At 48.4% G+C, this 19,659-nt stretch carries 19 protein-coding genes; 13 read left to right on the top strand and 6 right to left on the bottom strand.

Annotated features, from left to right (window positions below):
• The first annotated feature begins 257 nt into the window (after nucleotides 1–257).
• The 4 genes from trxB (at nucleotide 258) to infA (ending at nucleotide 3,059) form a co-directional block, all read left to right on the top strand.
• Nucleotides 258–1,211: a thioredoxin-disulfide reductase gene (trxB, locus tag C3B51_RS13875; RefSeq protein WP_046003205.1), complete on the top strand. Its 954-nt coding sequence runs from the start codon at nucleotides 258–260 to the stop codon at nucleotides 1,209–1,211.
• Nucleotides 1,212–1,334: 123 nt separating this feature from the next.
• Nucleotides 1,335–2,051, top strand: a complete 717-nt coding sequence (aat, locus tag C3B51_RS13870; protein WP_130245406.1) for a leucyl/phenylalanyl-tRNA--protein transferase — start codon at nucleotides 1,335–1,337, stop codon at nucleotides 2,049–2,051.
• A complete protein-coding gene (locus tag C3B51_RS13865) occupies nucleotides 2,044–2,748 on the top strand; it encodes an arginyltransferase (protein WP_130245405.1) in 705 nt (234 codons plus the stop codon). Before aat ends, C3B51_RS13865 begins: the two co-directional genes overlap by 8 nt.
• A 92-nt stretch (nucleotides 2,749–2,840) precedes the next feature.
• Nucleotides 2,841–3,059: a translation initiation factor IF-1 gene (gene infA / locus C3B51_RS13860; protein ID WP_002962494.1), complete on the top strand. Its 219-nt coding sequence runs from the start codon at nucleotides 2,841–2,843 to the stop codon at nucleotides 3,057–3,059.
• Nucleotides 3,060–3,163: 104 nt separating this feature from the next.
• Here infA and clpA read toward each other — a convergent pair whose 3' ends face one another.
• Together clpA and clpS are read right to left on the bottom strand one after the other, a co-directional pair.
• Nucleotides 3,164–5,431, bottom strand: a complete 2,268-nt coding sequence (clpA, locus tag C3B51_RS13855; protein WP_130245404.1) for an ATP-dependent Clp protease ATP-binding subunit ClpA — start codon at nucleotides 5,429–5,431, stop codon at nucleotides 3,164–3,166.
• A gap of 28 nt (nucleotides 5,432–5,459) precedes the next feature.
• Nucleotides 5,460–5,777: an ATP-dependent Clp protease adapter ClpS gene (clpS, locus tag C3B51_RS13850; protein WP_046003209.1), complete on the bottom strand. Its 318-nt coding sequence runs from the start codon at nucleotides 5,775–5,777 to the stop codon at nucleotides 5,460–5,462.
• A gap of 203 nt (nucleotides 5,778–5,980) precedes the next feature.
• Here clpS and cspD point away from each other — a divergent pair, with 203 nt between their 5' ends.
• From cspD to C3B51_RS13810, 8 genes are all read left to right on the top strand, one after another.
• Nucleotides 5,981–6,199, top strand: a complete 219-nt coding sequence (gene cspD / locus C3B51_RS13845) for a cold shock domain-containing protein CspD (RefSeq protein WP_046003210.1) — start codon at nucleotides 5,981–5,983, stop codon at nucleotides 6,197–6,199.
• A gap of 409 nt (nucleotides 6,200–6,608) precedes the next feature.
• A complete protein-coding gene (locus C3B51_RS13840) occupies nucleotides 6,609–8,831 on the top strand; it encodes an NADP-dependent isocitrate dehydrogenase (protein ID WP_130245403.1) in 2,223 nt (740 codons plus the stop codon).
• 103 nt (nucleotides 8,832–8,934) lie between these two features.
• Nucleotides 8,935–9,594: an rRNA large subunit pseudouridine synthase E gene (locus C3B51_RS13835; protein WP_130245402.1), complete on the top strand. Its 660-nt coding sequence runs from the start codon at nucleotides 8,935–8,937 to the stop codon at nucleotides 9,592–9,594.
• A 107-nt stretch (nucleotides 9,595–9,701) separates the two neighbouring features.
• A complete protein-coding gene (gene mnmA, locus C3B51_RS13830; RefSeq protein WP_046003213.1) occupies nucleotides 9,702–10,802 on the top strand; it encodes a tRNA 2-thiouridine(34) synthase MnmA in 1,101 nt (366 codons plus the stop codon).
• Nucleotides 10,802–11,404: a high frequency lysogenization protein HflD gene (gene hflD / locus C3B51_RS13825; RefSeq protein ID WP_125719478.1), complete on the top strand. Its 603-nt coding sequence runs from the start codon at nucleotides 10,802–10,804 to the stop codon at nucleotides 11,402–11,404. The genes mnmA and hflD overlap by 1 nt, the downstream gene beginning before the upstream one ends.
• 35 nt (nucleotides 11,405–11,439) lie before the next feature.
• Nucleotides 11,440–12,810, top strand: coding sequence for an adenylosuccinate lyase (gene purB, locus C3B51_RS13820; RefSeq protein ID WP_125719476.1), 1,371 nt, complete (start codon nucleotides 11,440–11,442; stop codon nucleotides 12,808–12,810).
• 80 nt (nucleotides 12,811–12,890) lie between these two features.
• The gene (locus C3B51_RS13815) at nucleotides 12,891–14,045 is read left to right on the top strand and encodes a cupin domain-containing protein (RefSeq protein ID WP_130245401.1); all 1,155 of its coding nucleotides are present in this window, start codon (nucleotides 12,891–12,893) and stop codon (nucleotides 14,043–14,045) included.
• Between the two features lie 122 nt (nucleotides 14,046–14,167).
• The gene (locus C3B51_RS13810) at nucleotides 14,168–14,626 is read left to right on the top strand and encodes a GNAT family N-acetyltransferase (RefSeq protein ID WP_125719472.1); all 459 of its coding nucleotides are present in this window, start codon (nucleotides 14,168–14,170) and stop codon (nucleotides 14,624–14,626) included.
• Here the strand turns inward: C3B51_RS13810 and C3B51_RS13805 are convergent.
• A complete protein-coding gene (locus C3B51_RS13805; RefSeq protein WP_125719470.1) occupies nucleotides 14,610–15,044 on the bottom strand; it encodes a DUF4826 family protein in 435 nt (144 codons plus the stop codon). The two genes, C3B51_RS13810 and C3B51_RS13805, sit on opposite strands and share 17 nt — an antisense overlap.
• Before the next feature lie 181 nt (nucleotides 15,045–15,225).
• On the opposite strand from C3B51_RS13805, the gene C3B51_RS13800 reads away from it, so the two are divergent.
• A complete protein-coding gene (locus C3B51_RS13800) occupies nucleotides 15,226–16,293 on the top strand; it encodes a methyl-accepting chemotaxis protein (RefSeq protein ID WP_130245400.1) in 1,068 nt (355 codons plus the stop codon).
• Nucleotides 16,294–16,421: 128 nt separating this feature from the next.
• Here the strand turns inward: C3B51_RS13800 and C3B51_RS13795 are convergent, their stop codons facing one another.
• From C3B51_RS13795 to C3B51_RS13785, 3 genes are read right to left on the bottom strand one after another with little or no spacing between them, the layout of a single operon-like run.
• Nucleotides 16,422–17,648, bottom strand: a complete 1,227-nt coding sequence (locus C3B51_RS13795) for a lipoprotein-releasing ABC transporter permease subunit (protein WP_130245399.1) — start codon at nucleotides 17,646–17,648, stop codon at nucleotides 16,422–16,424.
• Nucleotides 17,649–17,652: 4 nt separating this feature from the next.
• Nucleotides 17,653–18,351: a lipoprotein-releasing ABC transporter ATP-binding protein LolD gene (lolD, locus tag C3B51_RS13790; protein WP_125719447.1), complete on the bottom strand. Its 699-nt coding sequence runs from the start codon at nucleotides 18,349–18,351 to the stop codon at nucleotides 17,653–17,655.
• The gene (locus tag C3B51_RS13785) at nucleotides 18,344–19,555 is read right to left on the bottom strand and encodes a lipoprotein-releasing ABC transporter permease subunit (protein ID WP_130245398.1); all 1,212 of its coding nucleotides are present in this window, start codon (nucleotides 19,553–19,555) and stop codon (nucleotides 18,344–18,346) included. The genes lolD and C3B51_RS13785 overlap by 8 nt, the downstream gene beginning before the upstream one ends.
• Nucleotides 19,556–19,659: the final 104 nt, after the last annotated feature.

Genomic DNA, 19,659 nt, shown 5'->3' with positions numbered 1-19,659 from the left:
ACTACCTTTAAAAACAGACTAACGTCAAATAGACAGAGAAAAATTCCCTAGAACATAGCAAAAAAAAACTCTCAGGTCATGAAATACCGTTCATTTACGCATTTGTGGCACAAATTGTCAGCAAGTACAGTATATTTGACAGCTTATGAATTTATAAAAAATCGATTTTTGTAATTTATTTTACTTCTGGCTTGAATTTCATAGAATCGGCAGCACTAACTAGAAAAGATAGAAGTTTACTTGTAGGAATTATTTAAATGAGTGATGCAAAGCACTGCAAACTATTGATCCTGGGCTCCGGCCCTGCTGGCTACACAGCTGCTGTTTACGCCGCGCGCGCGAACCTGAACCCTGTACTGATCACGGGAATGCAGCAAGGTGGTCAGCTGACCACAACCACTGAAGTAGAAAACTGGCCGGGCGATGCCCACGGCCTGACAGGTCCTGCGCTAATGGACCGCATGAAAGAGCACGCTGAGCGCTTCGAGACTGAGATCATTTTTGATCACATCAATAAAGTTGATGTCACTAAGCGTCCTTTCACGTTAACGGGTGATCAGGGAACGTATACCTGTGATGCGCTGATCATTGCGACAGGCGCTTCTGCTAAGTACCTGGGCCTGGAATCTGAAACCAACTTCCAGGGTCGTGGTGTTTCAGCTTGTGCAACCTGTGATGGATTCTTCTATCGCGGACAAAAAGTGGCGGTTGTTGGCGGTGGTAACACAGCGGTTGAAGAAGCCCTTTACCTGTCAAACATTGCTGAAGAAGTCCACGTGATCCACAGACGAGATACCTTCCGCAGCGAAAAGATCCTGTCTGACCGTCTGATGGAAAAAGCAAACAATGGTAACGTGGTGCTGCACCTGAACAAAACTTTGGACGAAGTACTGGGTGACGACATGGGCGTAACTGGCATTCGCATCAAAGATACAGACTCAGATGCGACCGAGCAGCTTGACCTTGCTGGTGTCTTTATTGCCATTGGCCATAAACCAAATACCGACATGTTTGCCGGCCAGCTGGAAATGAAAGACGGCTACCTGGTTGTACAATCAGGCCTGAACGGTAATGCCACACAAACCAGCGTTGAAGGTGTGTTCGCCGCAGGTGATGTGTCTGACCATATTTATCGTCAGGCAATTACCTCAGCAGGCACCGGCTGTATGGCTGCCCTGGATGCTGAGCGTTACTTAGATAACCTTAAGTAACAAAGGCTTGAAGGCGTGCGCTTACCAGCACGCCTTCAACCATAAAATCCCCACGTCACATCAAAAATAGGTTAAACTAACGTCATCCCTGAGGTTTTTAGTTTGTAATTCAGAACCGCGAATATGACTCAGCAATTGTTTCACCTGTCTTCAACCGACTTTATTTTCCCCCCCTGCCATTTTGCACTGAAAGACCCCGATGGCTTACTCGCTATTGGCGGATGCCTGAGTACTGCAAGACTGCGCCGCGCCTATCAGCAAGGTATTTTCCCCTGGTTTAATGAACGCGAGCCCATCATGTGGTGGGCGCCCAGTGAGCGAGGAATTTTGGAGCTAGATGAGTTTCATGCCAGCCGCTCATTAAAGAAAACAGCGCGCAAACTGGCGCCAAAAATTACCGTTAATACAGCATTTGAACAAGTCATTAAGGCATGCAGAGAACAGCGGCTGGATAAAGAAGGTACCTGGATAAACAGTGCCATGCTCAGCGCTTATCTTAAAGGACATGAAGAAGGGTTCGTTCACAGTGTCGAAGTGTGGCATGAAGAGGCCTTGATTGGTGGCTTATATGGTGTCATGTTAAATGGCGTTTTTTGCGGTGAATCAATGTTCTATCGTATACCCGACGCCTCTAAGCTGGCAATGTGGGCATTGGTTAACTGGCTCAAAAGGCATAATGCCCATTTTATAGATTGTCAGCTGGAAAACCCTTATTTGCTGTCTTTAGGTGCAAAAGTCATTTCAAGAAAAGAATTTTTAGCTAAACTTAAAACAGCAAGCCATTATCAAGTGCCTGAAACGATGTGGCATCCGCAACCACTGAGGGCGATATATGACTGAACATTTCCCTTCAAAAATTGGCCTAAGCCAGCAGTTTGATTGCAGCTACCTGGCTGATAAGAAAGAACAGCTATTGGTTATTCTGGATAGTAACTGCTATACACCGTCACGCTTTGAGACCTTGCTTTCGTTTGGCTTTCGCCGCAGCGGTGACCAAATATACCGCCCTCACTGCCCTGCGTGCCATGCCTGTCAGTCGGTGCGGGTGCTGGCCGACGCCTATGTGCCCTCACGTTCACAAAAACGCAAGTGGAATAAAATAAACTCGGAATTTCGCTTCGAGTACAACACTCAGGAGCAGACAGATTATTATCAGTTATACGAAAAGTACATCACCATGCGCCATAGTGACGGCTCTATGTACCCGCCTAACCGGTTGCAGTACGAAAGCTTCTTATTTTGTCGCTGGCTGCCCATTACCTTTATTGAACTATGGCACAAAGAGCAATTGATAGCTGTAGCGGTGACCGACACCATGCCAACCGCTTTGTCCGCCATCTATACTTTTTTTGACCCCGACTACGCTGATTTAAGCCTGGGGACTGTGATGATCATGGCGCAATTGGAGTTTGCACGCCAGCATGCCAAAACCTATCTCTATCTTGGCTATCAGATAGATGCCTGCCCCAAAATGCGCTACAAGCAGCAATATTTGCCTGCACAACAGTTCAAAAGTGATGTCTGGGTCAACATTTAGATTACAAAAATAAGCGCTCCTGCCTTTACTTATCGCGCGCTTTTCGGCAAAATCTGCACCGTTAAACTTATCAAAGAGGTGATACGCTCCCCATGGCGAAAGAAGACGTTATTGAAATGCAAGGCACGGTCCTTGACACTTTACCAAATACTATGTTCCGTGTTGAATTGGAAAATGGTCACGTAGTTGTGGCACATATCTCTGGCAAAATGCGCAAAAACTACATCCGTATTTTGACCGGTGACAAGGTGACTGTTGAAATGACACCTTATGATCTGAGCAAAGGACGTATCGTCTTCCGCGCGCGTTAATTCGCCCAGCTCAGATACGCTTACCCATCAGGTAACCGTGGACAAGAGACGATTAAAACAAAAAGCCCGGCTAGTGCCGGGCTTTTTGTTGTTTGGGCGTTATACTAAGCGGGTTCAGCCACATTGGACTCAAACTTAAACGCCAGCTTCTTATCTTTAACCGAAATAGTAACCGTTCCTCCGTCTACCAGCTCACCAAACAGGATCTCGTTGGCCAGTGGCTTCTTAAGGTTATCCTGAATGACCCTCGCCATAGGTCGCGCGCCCATCGACTTATCATAGCCAATGTCTGCTAACCAGTCTCTGGCTTCATTGGTCAAATCAAGGCAAACTGATTTCTTATCCAGTTGCGCCTGAAGCTCAACAATAAATTTATCAACAACCTGCAAAATAACGTCTTTTTCAAGGTGGTTGAACCAAATAATGTTATCCAGACGGTTTCTGAACTCAGGAGTAAACACCTTGTTGATCTCAACCATGGCATCGTGCGAATGGTCCTGCTCCTGGAAGCCAATAGACTGACGCACTGTTTCCTGCACACCCGCATTGGTTGTCATTACTACAATCACATTGCGGAAATCGGCTTTACGGCCATTGTTATCGGTCAGTGTGCCATGATCCATCACCTGCAACAGAATGTTGTAAATGTCTGGATGGGCTTTTTCGATTTCGTCCAGCAGTACCACAGAGTGTGGGTGTTTGATCACTGAATCTGTCAACAAACCGCCCTGTTCAAAACCAACATAGCCCGGAGGCGCTCCAATTAATCGACTCACCGCATGGCGCTCTGAGTACTCAGACATATCAAAACGCACGAACTCTATGCCCATACACTTCGCCAGCTGCTTGGTCACCTCAGTTTTACCCACACCAGTAGGTCCTGCAAACAGGAATGAGCCTATAGGCTTGTCCTCACTGCCAAGGCCTGAGCGTGACAAACGAATGGCCGACGTCAGCGCGTCGATTGACTCATCCTGACCGAACACCAGCATCTTCAGGTTACGATCCAGATTCTTAAGCACCTCTTTATCGCTGGAAGAGACATTCTGCTGCGGAATACGCGCAATCTTAGAGACAATTTGTTCTATGTCTGCAACACCAATGGTTTTCTTGCGCCGCGAGGCAGGCAACAGACGCTGGTTGGCGCCGGCTTCGTCAATCACATCAATGGCTTTATCAGGCAAGTGCCGTTCATTAATGTATTTTGCACTCAGCTCAGCAGCTGCCTTCAAGGCTTTTTGGGTATAACGAATGCCGTGATGTTCTTCGTAACGTTCTTTCAGACCGCTAAGGATCTTAGCTGTGTCAGCAACACTCGGCTCTACAATATCAATTTTCTGGAAACGACGTACCAGAGCACGATCTTTTTCAAAAATATTTTTGAATTCAGAGTAAGTGGTTGAACCGAGACAGCGTAGCTGACCACTCGACAATAGTGGTTTGATCAGGTTTGAGGCGTCCATCACGCCGCCCGATGCCGCCCCCGCACCGATAATGGTGTGGATTTCATCAATGAATAAAATAGCATTGGGCTTTGCTTGTAACTCTTTAAGCAAGGCTTTGAAACGTTTTTCAAAGTCACCACGGTACTTAGTACCAGCAAGTAAGGCACCCATATCGAGTGAGTACACCACAGCATCAGCAATCACATCGGGTACCAGCTCATTGACAATACGATAAGCCAGCCCCTCGGCAATTGCGGTTTTACCCACTCCGGCCTCGCCGACCAACAGTGGATTGTTTTTCTTTCTGCGGCATAAGACCTGAATGGTCCGCTCTACTTCCTGATCGCGCCCGACCAGTGGATCAATTTGTCCGGCTTTGGCCAGCACATTCAAATTAGCTGTAAAGTTCTCCAGTTTGGTTTTTTCTTCTGACGCTGTTTCATGGCTTTCTTCATGCACTTCCTCATTATCTTCCGGTTCAGCTTCGTCGTCAGATTTAGAAATGCCATGGCTGATATAGTTAACAATATCCAGGCGGCTCACATCTGCTTTCTTCAGCAGATAAACAGCCTGACTTTCTTGCTCAGAGAAAATCGCCACCAGCACGTTAACACCGGTCACTTCATTGCGACCAGATGATTGCACATGGAAAACCGCACGCTGTAAAACACGCTGAAAACCCAGTGTAGGCTGTGTTTCGCGGTCTTCTTCCAGGTCTGGAATTACCGGAGTCGTCTCATCTATGAACTCCGACAGTTCCCGTTTTAGCCCTTCTGTGTCAACGCCACAAGCGTTCAATGCTTCACTGGCGGACGGGTTATCAATCAATGCGAGCAGTAAATGTTCTACCGTCATAAATTCGTGACGACGATTTCTTGCCTCACGAAATGCGGTATTCAGAGTAATTTCTAGATCTTTATTTAGCATTGGCAACCCCCAACGAGAATATATAAGGTCATTCCTGCTCACAACTACAGAGCAGCGGGTGCTCGTGATCCCGAGCATATCGATTTACCTGCTCAGCCTTTGTATGGGCAATGTCGGCAGGGTACAGTCCACATACCGCTTTTCCCTCGTGATGTACTTTCAACATCACATCAGTTGCTCTTTCGCTATCCATATTGAAAAATGTCATTAAAACTTCAATGACAAAATCCATAGGTGTGTAATCGTCATTGTTTAAAATCACTTTGTACTTGCGCGGCGGTTGCAACTTTTGCTTCTGTTCCTCGCGGACCGCGTCAACCACACCAGATTCGTTTGTCCCACTCATAAAATATAGTCTTGTCTTATCAACTCAAGCAACTTGAATTGAAAAATAAATAAATTGTTAAAAAATCGCTTTAAAAACTTGACTGTCTGGCCAAATAAACTACAGTCTTTACCTAGCTGGACATATTAATCATATGGGCAGCTTAGCAAATTTCAAAGGTTAGATTAACTTAATTTAGTCAACTTATAGAAGGATGTAGAAGTATGGCTTGCGGAAAAGTCAAATGGTTCAACAATGCCAAAGGGTTTGGTTTCATCGTAGAAGACGGCAGCGAGGAAGATATCTTTGCCCATTACTCCACGATTGTAATGGATGGATACAAAACGCTTAAAGCTGGTCAGGATGTAACATTCGATCTGCAAGAAGGTCCCAAAGGCCTGCACGCTACCAACATCGCACCGCTTGCGGACGAAGTTGTGTAGGATTGCAATATTTTGGCACACTCAAAGCGGGTTACATTTGTTGCTCGCTTAATCCCCTTCATCAATTAGTCTCATTTCTTCCATCTTAGTTCATAAAATTTTATATGTTTATTAAATTGCATTAGCGACTTAGTCATTTGGTTGATACAATCCCCGCCGGTGTCAAACGAGCCAACTGATCTGGTATGCCAAAAGGTGCGTCAGGTGTGTTAGATATTTTTATTGTGCCTGTGAGTAACAATACCTAACAAACTTGCTATATGCCGAGCTCAACCATCAGTTTGATGATCTCTTATTGTGGTCAACAAACTGATGGTTGAATAAAGATCGTGTATGCGGATACGTCCTTGAATAGCAAGCTTTTGCTTTGTTGAACGGCTATTTAGCCCTAAACTATCTAGGAATGATGATGACATCAAAAATTATTTACACTAAAACAGATGAAGCGCCGGCTCTGGCAACTTATTCTTTATTGCCAGTTATCCAGGCTTACACCAAAGCGGCTGGTGTTGAAGTTGAAACCCGTGATATTTCACTGGCGGGCCGTGTCATTGCTAACTTCCCAGAATTTCTGAGCGAAGAGCAACGAATTGGTGACGCCCTGGCAGAGCTGGGTGAGCTGGCGAAAACGCCAGAAGCCAATATCATCAAACTCCCTAACATCAGTGCGTCTATCCCCCAGTTAAAAGCCACTATCAAAGAGCTTCAGGAAAAAGGCTACGCCCTGCCTGACTACCCGGAAGAGCCAAAAGACGACAAAGAAGCGCAGATCAAAGCAACTTACGACAAAATCAAAGGTAGTGCGGTAAACCCGGTACTGCGTGAAGGTAACTCAGACCGTCGTGCTCCTGCCTCTGTTAAGGCGTACGCGCGCAAAAACCCACACTCAATGGGTGCCTGGTCGAAAGACTCACAATCTTATGTTGCCAGCATGAGCGAAGGTGATTTCTTTGGCTCTGAGCAGTCAACAACCATCGCCGAAGCGACCGACGTTCGCATCGAGCACGTTGCTACTGACGGCACGGTGTCTGTCCTTAAGCAAAGCACACCTTTGCTTGCTGGTGAAATCATTGATGCGTCACGCATGAGCGTTAAAGCACTGCGTAGCTTCCTGGAAGCTGAAGTAGAAGCTGCCAAAGAAAAAGGCGTATTGTTCTCACTGCACATGAAAGCCACAATGATGAAGGTCTCTGATCCAATCATCTTCGGCCACGCTGTAAAAGTCTTCTATAAAGAAGTATTTGCCAAACACGGCGAAACTTTCGAAAAGCTGGGTGTAGATGTTAACAATGGTATCGGCGACGTGTACAACAAGCTGGCCAACCTGGACGACGCAAAGCGTGCAGAAATCGAAGCCGATCTTGCTGCAGTTTATGATGTACGTCCAAGCATCGCTATGGTTGATTCTGATCGTGGCATCACTAACCTGCACGTACCAAGTGACGTGATCATCGATGCATCAATGCCAGCGGCTATCCGCACCAGCGGTCAAATGTGGAATGCTGAAGGCAAGCAACAAGACACCAGCTTTGTGATCCCGGACCGCTGCTACTCAGGCGTTTACCAGGCAACAATCGAGTTCTGTAAAGAGCACGGTGCATTTGACCCGCGTACCATGGGTACTATCCCTAACGTTGGTCTGATGGCACAAAAGGCTGAAGAATACGGTTCACATGACAAAACATTCGAAGCACCTGCAGCGGGTCAAATCCGCGTGGTTGACCAGGCAGGTAACGTATTGCTGCAACACGATGTTGAGCAAGGCGATATCTGGCGTATGTGTCAGGTAAAAGATGCGCCTATCAAAGACTGGGTTAAGCTGGCGGTTAACCGTTCACGCGCTTCTAATACCCCTGCGGTATTCTGGTTGAACGAAAACCGTGCACACGATGCAGAACTGATCAAGAAAGTAAATGCCTACCTGCCAGAGCATGACACTGACGGCCTGGAAATTCACATCCTGGCGCCAGTTGAAGCCACTAAGTTCTCACTGGCACGTATGAAAGACGGCAAAGACACTATCTCTGTAACGGGTAACGTTTTACGTGACTACCTGACAGACTTGTTCCCAATCCTTGAGCTGGGTACCAGTGCGAAAATGCTGTCTATCGTACCTCTGATGAATGGCGGCGGCCTGTTCGAAACAGGTGCGGGCGGCTCAGCACCTAAGCACGTTCAGCAGTTTGAAAAAGAAAACCACCTGCGCTGGGATTCACTGGGTGAGTTCCTGGCACTGGCAGCGTCTCTTGAACACCTGAGCCAGGCAACTGGTAACAGCAAGGCGCAAGTACTGGCTGATACTCTGGATGCGGCAACCGGTAAATTCCTGGACGAGAACAAGTCTCCTTCACGTAAAGTGAAAGAACTGGACAACCGTGGCAGCCACTTCTATCTGGCTATGTACTGGGCACAAGCTCTGGCTGAGCAAACGCAAGATGCAGAGCTTCAGGCCAAGTTCACCGACGTTGCAAAAGGTCTGACAGACAACGAAGCGGCCATCGTCAGCGAACTGAACGATGTGCAGGGTCAGGCCATGAATATTGGCGGCTACTTCCAGCCAAACGAAGCGCTGGCAGCTGAAGCCATGCGCCCGAGCAAAACATTTAACGACGTACTGGCCAGCATGGCTTAATTCGTTACGTGTTCAAAAAAAGGTGGCCCGACGGCCACCTTTTTTATTTGCCGCTAATTTTTGCTACACTCCCGCCATTGCAATATTAGCTAAATTCATCATTATGCCCGCTCCGCGCCCGAAAACCCGAACACATACAGCAAAACCAGGTCATGCTAAGCGCCCTACCAATAAGCGCCCCGGCTCTAAACGAACTATCAAACCAAGACTCTCGCCAGATCAGGTCAAGGTCGTACTGTTCAACAAGCCGTTTGATGTTTTATGTCAGTTTACCGATGACCAAAACCGTCAAACTCTCGCCGATTTTATTGACATCAAAGAAGTCTATGCCGCAGGAAGGCTTGATCGTGATAGCGAGGGCCTGTTGTTACTGACTAACTGCGGCCGCTTGCAGCACAAACTCACTGAACCGGGCAAAAAAACCGATAAAACCTACTGGGTTCAGGTCGAGGGCGAACCGGATGAAACGGCACTGCAGGCACTGCGTGACGGCGTCACACTTAAAGACGGTCCTACCCGCCCCGCTAAGGTCAGCCTGATCTGTGCGCCAACCATTTGGCCACGCAATCCGCCAATCCGCGAGCGGAAAAACATTCCAACCAGCTGGCTCGAGATCACCATCTCAGAAGGTCGCAATCGTCAGGTTAGACGGATGACCGCTCATGTTGGCCATCCAACGCTGCGGCTTATTCGCTACCAGATAGGACCTTACACACTGGATGGAATTGAAAATGGCCACTATAAGGTGGTGAAAGCCTCCTGATCTGGCCACGAAAAACTCGTGATTAATCGGCCCGCGACTTCCGGGCACCTTGATTTACATGCTATAATGCAGCTCACTTTTTTGTAATTAAAATACACAGCGAGTTTATGAGCGATAACAGTCAAATTAAAGTCATCGTCGGTATGTCCGGCGGCGTAGATTCCTCCGTTTCAGCCTACCTGCTTAAACAGCAAGGTTATCAGGTTGAAGGCCTGTTCATGAAGAACTGGGAAGAAGACGACAATGACGAATACTGTGCCGCTGCTGAAGATTTAAAAGATGCTCAGGCTGTGTGCGACAAGCTGGGTATTGAGCTACATACCGTCAACTTTGCCGCAGAATACTGGGACAATGTCTTCGAGTACTTTCTTGCCGAATACAAAGCAGGCCGTACGCCAAACCCGGATATCATGTGCAACAAAGAAATCAAATTTAAGGCATTTCTTGAATTTGCAGCCGAGGCATTGGGCGCCGATTATATTGCGACGGGTCACTATGTGCGTCGTGAAGAGCGCGATGGCAAGTTTGCCATGTTGCGCGGACTGGACAACAACAAAGACCAGAGCTATTTCCTGTACACGCTTAGCCACGAGCACGTAGCACAAACCCTGTTCCCGGTTGGCAATATTGAAAAACCAGAAGTACGCCGTATTGCAGAAGAGCAAGATCTGATCACCCACGACAAAAAAGACAGCACCGGTATTTGCTTTATTGGTGAGCGCAAGTTCAAAGACTTCCTGCAAAAATTCTTGCCGGCTCAGCCAGGCAAAATTGAAGACAGTGAAGGCAATCATGTCGGTGAACACGAAGGCCTGATGTATCACACTTTGGGCCAGCGCAAAGGCCTGCTGATCGGAGGCATGAAAGAAGGTTCAGGTGAGCCCTGGTATGTCGTCGACAAAGACGTGGAGCGCAATGTACTGGTCGTTGGACAAGGCAAAAACCACCCTCGCCTGTTCAGCAATGGACTCAACGCCAACCAGTTGCACTGGGTTGATCGAGTAGGCCCGCAAGGCACCACACGTTGTACGGTTAAAACCCGTTACCGCCAGGAAGATATTCCATGTACCCTGCTGGTTGGTCAGGATGGTATGGCTCGGGTACTGTTCGATGAGCCGCAAAAAGCGGTAACACCAGGTCAATCTGCCGTATTTTATCTGGATGACGTCTGCCTGGGTGGCGGTATTATTGAGTCGGTGATCAAGTAATGCAACGTGAAGTCGTGATCCCGCTGGCAGCCATGTGTCAGATAGCCAAGCTTGTGCAAAAATGTGCCCGCTATGGCACTTTTAATCGTCATGAAGCGGAGAGCCTGTTAAAAAGTATTACCATTACATCGCCAAAAAATCCACAAGATGTCTATGAAGATCCCAGTGCAGTGAAGCAAGGCTGTCGCGCACTGGTCGATCAGCTGAGCGCACAAGGTGAAAAAGACGTCGAAATGGTTAAATACGTTGGCAGCCTGATGCAGCTGGAGCGTGCCCTGTCCGCCAATGACAAGGCGATGTCGGAGCTTGGCAAACGTATCGAACAGCTCGACAGACAGTTACAACATTTCGACATTGTTGATGAGCAAATCATTGGGGCACTTGCGGATATTTACAGCCAGGTCGTGAGTCCGGTTGGGCCGAAAATTCAAATTTTTGGTAAACCCGAGTTACTCAAACAATCCAATGTACAACATCAGATCCGGGCCCTGCTGTTGGCCGGGATCCGCAGTGCAGTGCTGTGGCGTCAGCTCGGTGGTAAGCGTCGCCAGTTCTTCTTTGCTAAGAAGAAAATTATTGCTGCTGCACAAAGTTATATTTAAATATCGTTCAAAAAACCAATTAGTTAGGAGAAGTTATGGAGCTTTCGGCGTTAACCGCTATCTCTCCAGTGGATGGCCGCTATGGTAGCAAAACCAGTGAGCTGAGAAGTATTTTCAGTGAGTTCGGCCTGATCAAGTACCGCGTAACCGTTGAAGTGCGTTGGCTACAAGCCCTGGCCCAGGCCGCTGCAATCAACGAAGTTCCGGCTTTCAGTGAGCAGGCAAATGCCCTGCTGGACAGCATTGTTGATAACTTCAGCGAAGCCGATGCCGAGCGTGTCAAAGAGATTGAGCGCACCACCAACCATGACGTTAAAGCCGTTGAGTATCTGTTAAAAGAGAAAGTGGCCGACAACGCTGAGCTTCAGGCTGTTAACGAGTTCATTCACTTTGCCTGTACCTCAGAAGATATTAACAACCTATCGCATGGCCTGATGCTCAGTGAAGCACGCGACCAGGTACTACTGCCCTACTGCGATAAGTTACTTGCTGCCATTAAAGAAAAAGCAATTGAATATAAATCGGTCGCTATGATGACCCGTACCCACGGTCAGCCTGCTTCTCCTTCAACTATGGGTAAGGAATTCGCTAACGTCTATGTACGCCTGCAACGTCAGCGCGAGCAAATCGCCAACGTTCAGATCCTGGGCAAAATTAATGGCGCCGTAGGTAACTACAATGCTCACCTGAGCGCATACCCAGACTATGACTGGCACGCGCATGCAGAGCAGTTTGTCACTAGCCTGGGTCTGACCTGGAATGCGTTTACTACACAAATTGAGCCGCACGATTACATCGCTGAGCTATTCGATGCAGTGGCACGTTTCAACACCATTTTGCTCGATTTTGACCGTGACGTGTGGGGCTACATTGCACTGAACCACTTCAAGCAAAAAACCATTGCAGGCGAAATCGGCTCTTCGACCATGCCGCATAAAGTAAACCCAATTGACTTCGAAAACTCAGAAGGCAACCTGGGCATTGCCAATGCTATCTTCACTCACCTTGCACAAAAGCTACCGGTTTCTCGCTGGCAGCGTGACCTGACTGACTCAACTGTACTACGTAACCTGGGTGTTGGTATGGGTTATACCCTGATCGCTTACCAGGCGACACTTAAAGGGATCAGCAAGCTGGAAGTCAATGCCGATCGTCTGTTGGCTGAGCTGGATGACAACTGGGAGCTACTTGCAGAGCCAATCCAGACAGTAATGCGTAAATATGGTATCGAAAAACCATATGAGAAGCTCAAAGAGCTGACACGTGGCAAGCGCGTAAACCAGGAGATCATGGCTGAGTTTATCGATGGTTTAGACCTGCCAGAGCAAGTAAAAGCTGACATGAAGCTAATGACGCCTGCCAACTACATTGGCCGCGCCGAAGCCTTTATCGATGAGCTAAACTAAACTGAGTTAATCTCACCTAAGTCTGAGAAGCGAAAGTTGCGGCGCAGTGCCGAACTTTCGCTTTTTTATTGGAGCCCTTTATGTATCAGCTATCTCTCAATGCCCTCACCGAGGCAGCTTTCCTTACTCAGTATTGGCAGAAAAAACCGCTACTTATCAAACAAGGTTTTCAGGACTTTAGCGATCCGCTATCGCCGGAAGAGCTGGCCGGTCTGGCAATGGAAGAAAACATTGAGTCGCGTATTGTCACTAATCATAACAATCACTGGGACGCGCATCATGGTCCGTTTGATGACTTCTCTTTGCTTACTGAGCAACACAGTACTTTACTGGTGCAAGCGGTTGACCATTGGCATCCTCAGGCGGCGACATTACTTGAACCCTTTCGGTTTATTCCAAACTGGCGAATAGATGACTTAATGATCAGTTTTTCAACGCCCGGGGGCGGCGTTGGTCCGCACCTGGACCAGTATGATGTATTTATTATTCAGGGCCAGGGCAAACGACGCTGGCGTGTCGGTATGCCCGACGCAAGCCTGAAGCAATTTGCTCAAAACAAGAGCTTGTTGCAGGTAGAACAGTTTGAAGCCATCATAGATGCAGAGTTGGAACCCGGGGACATCTTATATATTCCACCCGGCTGCCCTCACGAAGGGTATGCGGTTGAAAATGCCCTGAACTATTCCGTCGGGTTCAGAGCACCGGACCAGAAAGACTTACTGTCCAGCCTCGCCGATCATTTGATTGACTCAGAACAGGGGACACAGCGTTACAACGACCCGGATCTGACAATACGTGATTCCCTGGGTGAAATCAGTAGCCAGGATAAGGGTAAGATCCGCACCATGTTAGAGTCCGTATTACACGACAGTGAGATATTCGACGAGTGGCTCGGACGCACACTGAGTGAACCAAAACACGAGATGGACTTAGCGCCATTGGATCCACCACTTTCTGCGGAGTCCTTGCTGGAAGATATTACGCCTGAAGATATTCTAGTACGGTCTGGCGGTGTCAGAGCTTTGTACCAGGTGACAACGCAGGCCGTACTTCTGAGCGTGAACGGACAAAATTTTGCTTTGCCTTTAGAGGTCTTACCAGCGGTTAAAAAGCTGACAGATCAAAACAATACCCCCATATCTGCATTATTAGACTGCATTGACTGTTTGGAATTTAAACAAACTTTAACTACGCTTATAAACGATGGGTCCTTTTACATTGAGGACTGGGTGTAATTACCTGAATCTAAGGGTTAGTCACACAATAATGGGCATCGGCAAGGTCGTTGCCCTAACAATAAAGAGCACAGACTGGTCCCTTGGTCAGGCGTGATTATGATGTTTGATGCGAGGCAATCATGAATTACCACGTCGATAAAGTGAGTTGGCAAAAAACTCAGGGACAACTGCGCCAAATCCGTGAACGGGTCTTCGTTTACGAGCTTCACCTTCCAAAAGAAGTAGAGTTTGATCAACATGACAAAACTGCAGAGCATGTGCTGGTGCGGGACGAAAATCAATGCCCGATTGGAACCGGCAGGTTATGTTGTGATGGTTTGATCAGCAGGATTGCTATCATCCGCGCACACAGAAACCGAGAAGCGTACCAATCTTTGATCGGCTTTCTCAGTGTGTTGGCAGAGCAAAAAGGGTATGAGAATGTCTTTGTGCAATGTATTTTGGACGAAGTACCTGCCTTTTTGAAGTCGGGCTTTTCGAAACAAGGCAGCGTATTTATGGAAGCAGGCATTCCAAGACAAAGGATGAAATGCCCGGTGAAAGAAATGAATTCGGAGCCGTTTACGATGCTGCATTAGCCCATAGCTGATCTTTGTTTGCCAGATCATACAAGCCATGAGCGTGGCGGATCAGGATGTTAGCGTATTCGCTCTGCGTCTGGTCAACGTGTTCCGCGCTCAGAATTTTATCTGCTTTAATTTGCCACTGATAGGAAAAGTGCTTGAGAGCAGAGCGGGCGTCTGCTGCCCCGCTAACAGGCATGGTATCGGTTGGCACTTTGCCTGATATAACCCAGTAGCTCTTACCTTTGTTGTCTTTAATTTTCCAGATGCCACAAACGGGTGGCAAAACGCGCGAGTCTTTGGCAAGAATACTCATGCCAAGTATGCCCTTTTCTGCAAGGTGTTTCTGAGCGGCCTGCAACGATGCGTGTTGCCATTGTGCAACCTGGCGTTGCTGTTCTTCCTTACTCAATTGTGTGTCTTTTATCGTCATTCTGGGTACTTCTTAGTTATTTTTTCATTACTGTATGGATTAAACCTGACAGATGCAAGCAGGATCCCCTTAGAAATCTGCATGTAAATCGCAATAACTGCACTGTGATTATTTGCATTTGCACAATAAATAGACTCGACTAGGATTAAAAGACGAATTCTGTGGCCACAATGGCACCGATATGCTCCCACTATCCATTGTCATCCAACTCGTGGTTTTTACTGTCACCTGGTATGCGGCAGGCTGGGTGTTCTCTTTGGTCATAACTGGCTTATCTTGCATCGGGTTATTTGTCGTCCATCGCGGGACTCAACCTGCGTTGCCCGAGGAAACCAAAGTCGTGCAAGATGATACAATGAGTCAGCACAGCGACCTAACCTGCCTTGAGCAACTTGGTCACACCATTACCCCTCAGCTTAGAGAGCAGATTGACAGTGCTCGCCAGCAAACCAAACAAGCCGCAGATAGTATGTCTGGCGAATTTTCGCAGCTTGTCAGCAATATTAGCGCAACCCTCAGTAGTCTGGACGATAGCAGTGCCAGCAGCTTGCAGCAAACGGCTCAACACAGCCGCGAACAGCTAACCCAGATCCTCACGTATCTCGAACAGTCGAATGTTAACCAGCAACAGCGGACAGACACTTTTAAAACCATGGTTGAGCAGAGTAAAGAGCTACAGGCAATGGCCATCGACGTCGCCAAAATTGCGGAACAAACCAATTTACTCGCACTCAATGCCTCTATTGAGGCAGCACGCGCCGGTGATAATGGCCGGGGGTTTGCCGTTGTGGCCGATGAGGTAAGGGCGCTGGCCAATTCTAGCGGCGAAACCGGCGTCAAGATCAACAAAATGGTCGAAACTATCGCTCAGGCAATGCAAAACTCGATGAGTATGATGGAGAACGAGCTTGAAGAGCGCCAGGCCCTGACCGACAAATATCAGCGGCAAATTAATGAGGTGATTGACACCTGGCTCACTCTGTCACAAAACGTAGAGCAGCAAGCACAAGTGCTGCAAACCTCAAATGAGGACAACCGGCAGAAAATTTCGGAAATATTGGTCGACTTACAATTTCAGGACCGTGTCGATCAGATCCAGCACAGCGTTACGATTGCCCTGGACATTATGACCCAAGAGCTGGATGAATTTATTGCGCAGCGTCGCAACAGCGCCAACGCCCGGTTCAACCACGAGCGGATCAGCGAGGCGTTATCGCGTACCGCAGCAACGCGAAGCAAAAGAAGATGAAATATCTGTGGCTACTACTACAGCAAGCCGCTGAGCATCACTGATTTTGTTGAGTATGTGGTGGCAGATAAGTCCAGCTATCTGCACTTTGAAGAGTAACGCCTGCTCAGAGGAGGCGTTACTCGCGCTTAGCCTCCGAGGACTCTGGCGGGGTCGACTTTCACGGCCTGCCAGGCAGGATACAGGCACGATAATACGGCAATCACTAGGGTAATTGACAGTACCGCCGCTACGTCTACCCAATGTAGCTGACTGGGTAAAAACTCGATAAAGTAAACGCCCTGCAACGGGTTATCCCCATCCAGCTCAACCCAGGCGCGAAACAAATCAGAGATATTCAGCGCCAGCAAAATGCCAATAAACAAGCCCACCAGGGCACCGATGAGTGCATAGCTCACGCCCTGGATTGCAAAAGTGGCAAAAATGGTACTGTCTTTTGCCCCCATGGTCTTTAAAATCGCGATATCGGCCTGCTTTTCTTTTACTTCCATCACCATGGACGACACGATATTAAAGCTGGCCACGGCAATGATCAAAAAGACCACCAGATAGACAATGGTTCTGACCATCTGAATGTCCTGATAGAGGCTGCCCTGGGTGCGAAACCAGCTGTTGACATAAACCAGATCGGGCAGTGCCCTGCCCGCTGCCATGGCAATCTGATGCGCGGCAAACACATCATCAACTTTGGCGCGCAGCCCGGTTACCTGATCTTCGGCCAGACCCATCGCCTGCTGAAGTCTTTTCACTGATACTAAAGCCAAAGAGCGGTCGATTGGCCCGCCCATATCAATGACGCCCGCCAATACAAAGTTCAGTCGTTTGGGCGCCGCCAGTGGAGAGTCAGCCTGTGGATTTGCCACCAACAGAGTGAGTTTATCACCGCGCGTTAGCCCCAGCTCAGCTGCAATATGACGGCCCAGCACGATATCATCGTCAGACAAAGAGGCCAACTCAGCTTCGTTTATAAACTGCCCCACATCCGACACTTTGTGATGGGAAAGAAAATCAACGCCTTTTACCTGCGCGGCTTTAAGCTCACCGCGAAACTGAACCATGGCTGTCACCGATATTTCAGGTGCCGCCGCCACTATGCCAGGTTGCGCCTCCAGCAGCGATACTTTGTCGGGCCAGCTGGAGATAGGATCATAAGGCGCCTGATAGGCAACATGCGGGACCACAGACAATAAACGGGTTTTCAGCTGCTGCTCAAACCCGTTTATCACAGACAAAGCCACGATCAATACCGCAACCCCCAGCATCACGCCCAGCGTTGAAGACTTACTCAAAAACCCGATCAACCCCGCCTGATGCTTGGATGCGCGTAACCGGTTACTGATAAACACACTCAGCATTGCATTAAGCCTCGCTATGTAACGCTTGTTCGACCAGCACACCGTCGTCCAGAGCAACGGCTCGGCCCAGCTTTGCGGCCAATTCTAAGTCGTGTGTCACCACCACAAAGCTGGTTTTTAAATCCCGATTCAGCTCCTTAAGCAGCGCATAAATTTTCAAGGCATTTTGCTTATCCAGGTTGCCGGTTGGTTCATCGGCCAGAACCAGTGACGGGCGCGTGACCAGTGCGCGCGCTATCGCTACTCGCTGGCGCTCCCCGCCTGACAGCTCTGACGGGCGATGGCCACCGCGATGAGCCAGACCGACTTTGCCCAGCATTTCCTCAGCCTGTGCATGCGCCGCTTTAGGTGACTGGCCCGATATCAGCAGCGGCATCGCGACATTTTCAAGCGCCGTAAAATCCATCAGCAGGTGGTGAAACTGATAGATAAAGCCCAGGTTTTGATTACGAAAGTCGGCTTGTTTGCGACGCGACAAGCTGGCCACATCGGTGCCTTTAATGTGCACTGAGCCACTGCTTGCGGTATCCAGCGTACCGAGAATATGGAGCAAGGTACTTTTACCCGAACCTGAGCTACCCACAATCGCCAACATGTCTCCCTGAGCAAGTGACAGGTTTACTCCTTTCAGCACTTCAACCTGCTGGCCCGCTTCATCATAGGCCTTATTCAGACCCTGACATTCAATCACTAAATCACTCATATCTTAACACCTCAGCAGGTAGCACTTTTGCGGCCTTAAACGCCGGATATAATGTTGCCAGAAAACTCAATCCCAGGCTGGTTACGACAATCAGACTCAAACTCAGCCAGTCGAATCTGACTGGCAGCTCTGCCCCACCGAGCAAAGATAACCCACTCAGAGCCAGCACCTGGTTGATGTTACTGGCCAGCAGATAACCACATACGGTGCCAATAAGCGTACCCACCACACCGTTGTATAAACCCTGGACCATAAAAACGCGTGCAATGGCATTCGGAGCGAGCCCAAGAGTTTGCAAAATGGCTACTTCACCTTGCTTCTCGCTGACCATCATCGACAACGCCGAAACAATGTTAAACACAGCCACAATCACGATCAGCCCCAGCAGCAAAGACATAATGCGCTTTTCCATTGCCACCGCAGCAAATAGCGCGCCCTGCTGAACATGCCAGTCTGAATACGTCAGGCCCGATAACAGAGGCGTATGGGTGGTTTTAAATGCATTCACCGCAAAAGCATCTTCAAGCGTAATGCTGATATCGAAGTCGCCAGAGGCACGTTTTAGCAGGCGTTGCAGGCTTTTACCGTCCGCAAATGCCAGGTTGACATCGGCTTCGCTGTGGGTGTTGTAGATTAACGCAACGGTAAACAGGCGCTGCTTGGGCACCCGCCCCATCGGCGTATAACTGCTGATATCCGGCATGATCACCCGCACTTTTTGTCCCAGTCGCACATCCAGCTGATTAGCCAGATAACGGCTCAAAGCCAGTTGATATTTCTGCTCGCGAAACTGCGCTATACTGCCAGCTTCGATATGAGGCTCCAGTGCTGACGGATAGCCAGAAAAAACCCCTTGCAGACGCACACCCACCAGATCTTTGTTGGTTTGCAGGATCACATCACTGGTTACATAAGGGGTCACCCGTTTAACTTCAGGCAAGGCGCTCAGCTGAGTTAACAGCTTGGATGCATCACCCGCTTTGTCGTCCGACGACTTGTGTAACTGCACATGGGGGATCAAATCGAGCATGGCATTTTTGAGGCTCTGTTCAAATCCATTCATCACAGAGCTGACCGTAATAAGCGCCATTAATCCGAGCGCGATCCCGGCGATGGAAAAAAACGAAATAAAAGACACAAACCCATTGCCCTTCGTAGCACGGCTGTATCTGAGCCCTATATAAAGGCTAACAGGCTGAAACATAATAGTTTATTTTTCTACATATAAGTTCAGTGCACGATACTAGCACAATCCCGAAAGCCGGGTCATACCTTTGACCCTAAAAAAAAGTGTAAAATTTTTTTAAT

The sequence above is a fragment of the Pseudoalteromonas rubra genome (assembly GCF_004212645.1).
Lineage (GTDB): Bacteria > Pseudomonadota > Gammaproteobacteria > Enterobacterales > Alteromonadaceae > Pseudoalteromonas > Pseudoalteromonas rubra_G.
The sequence above is the reverse complement of the archived record's forward strand: the minus strand, read 5'-3'. Positions and strand labels throughout refer to the sequence as shown.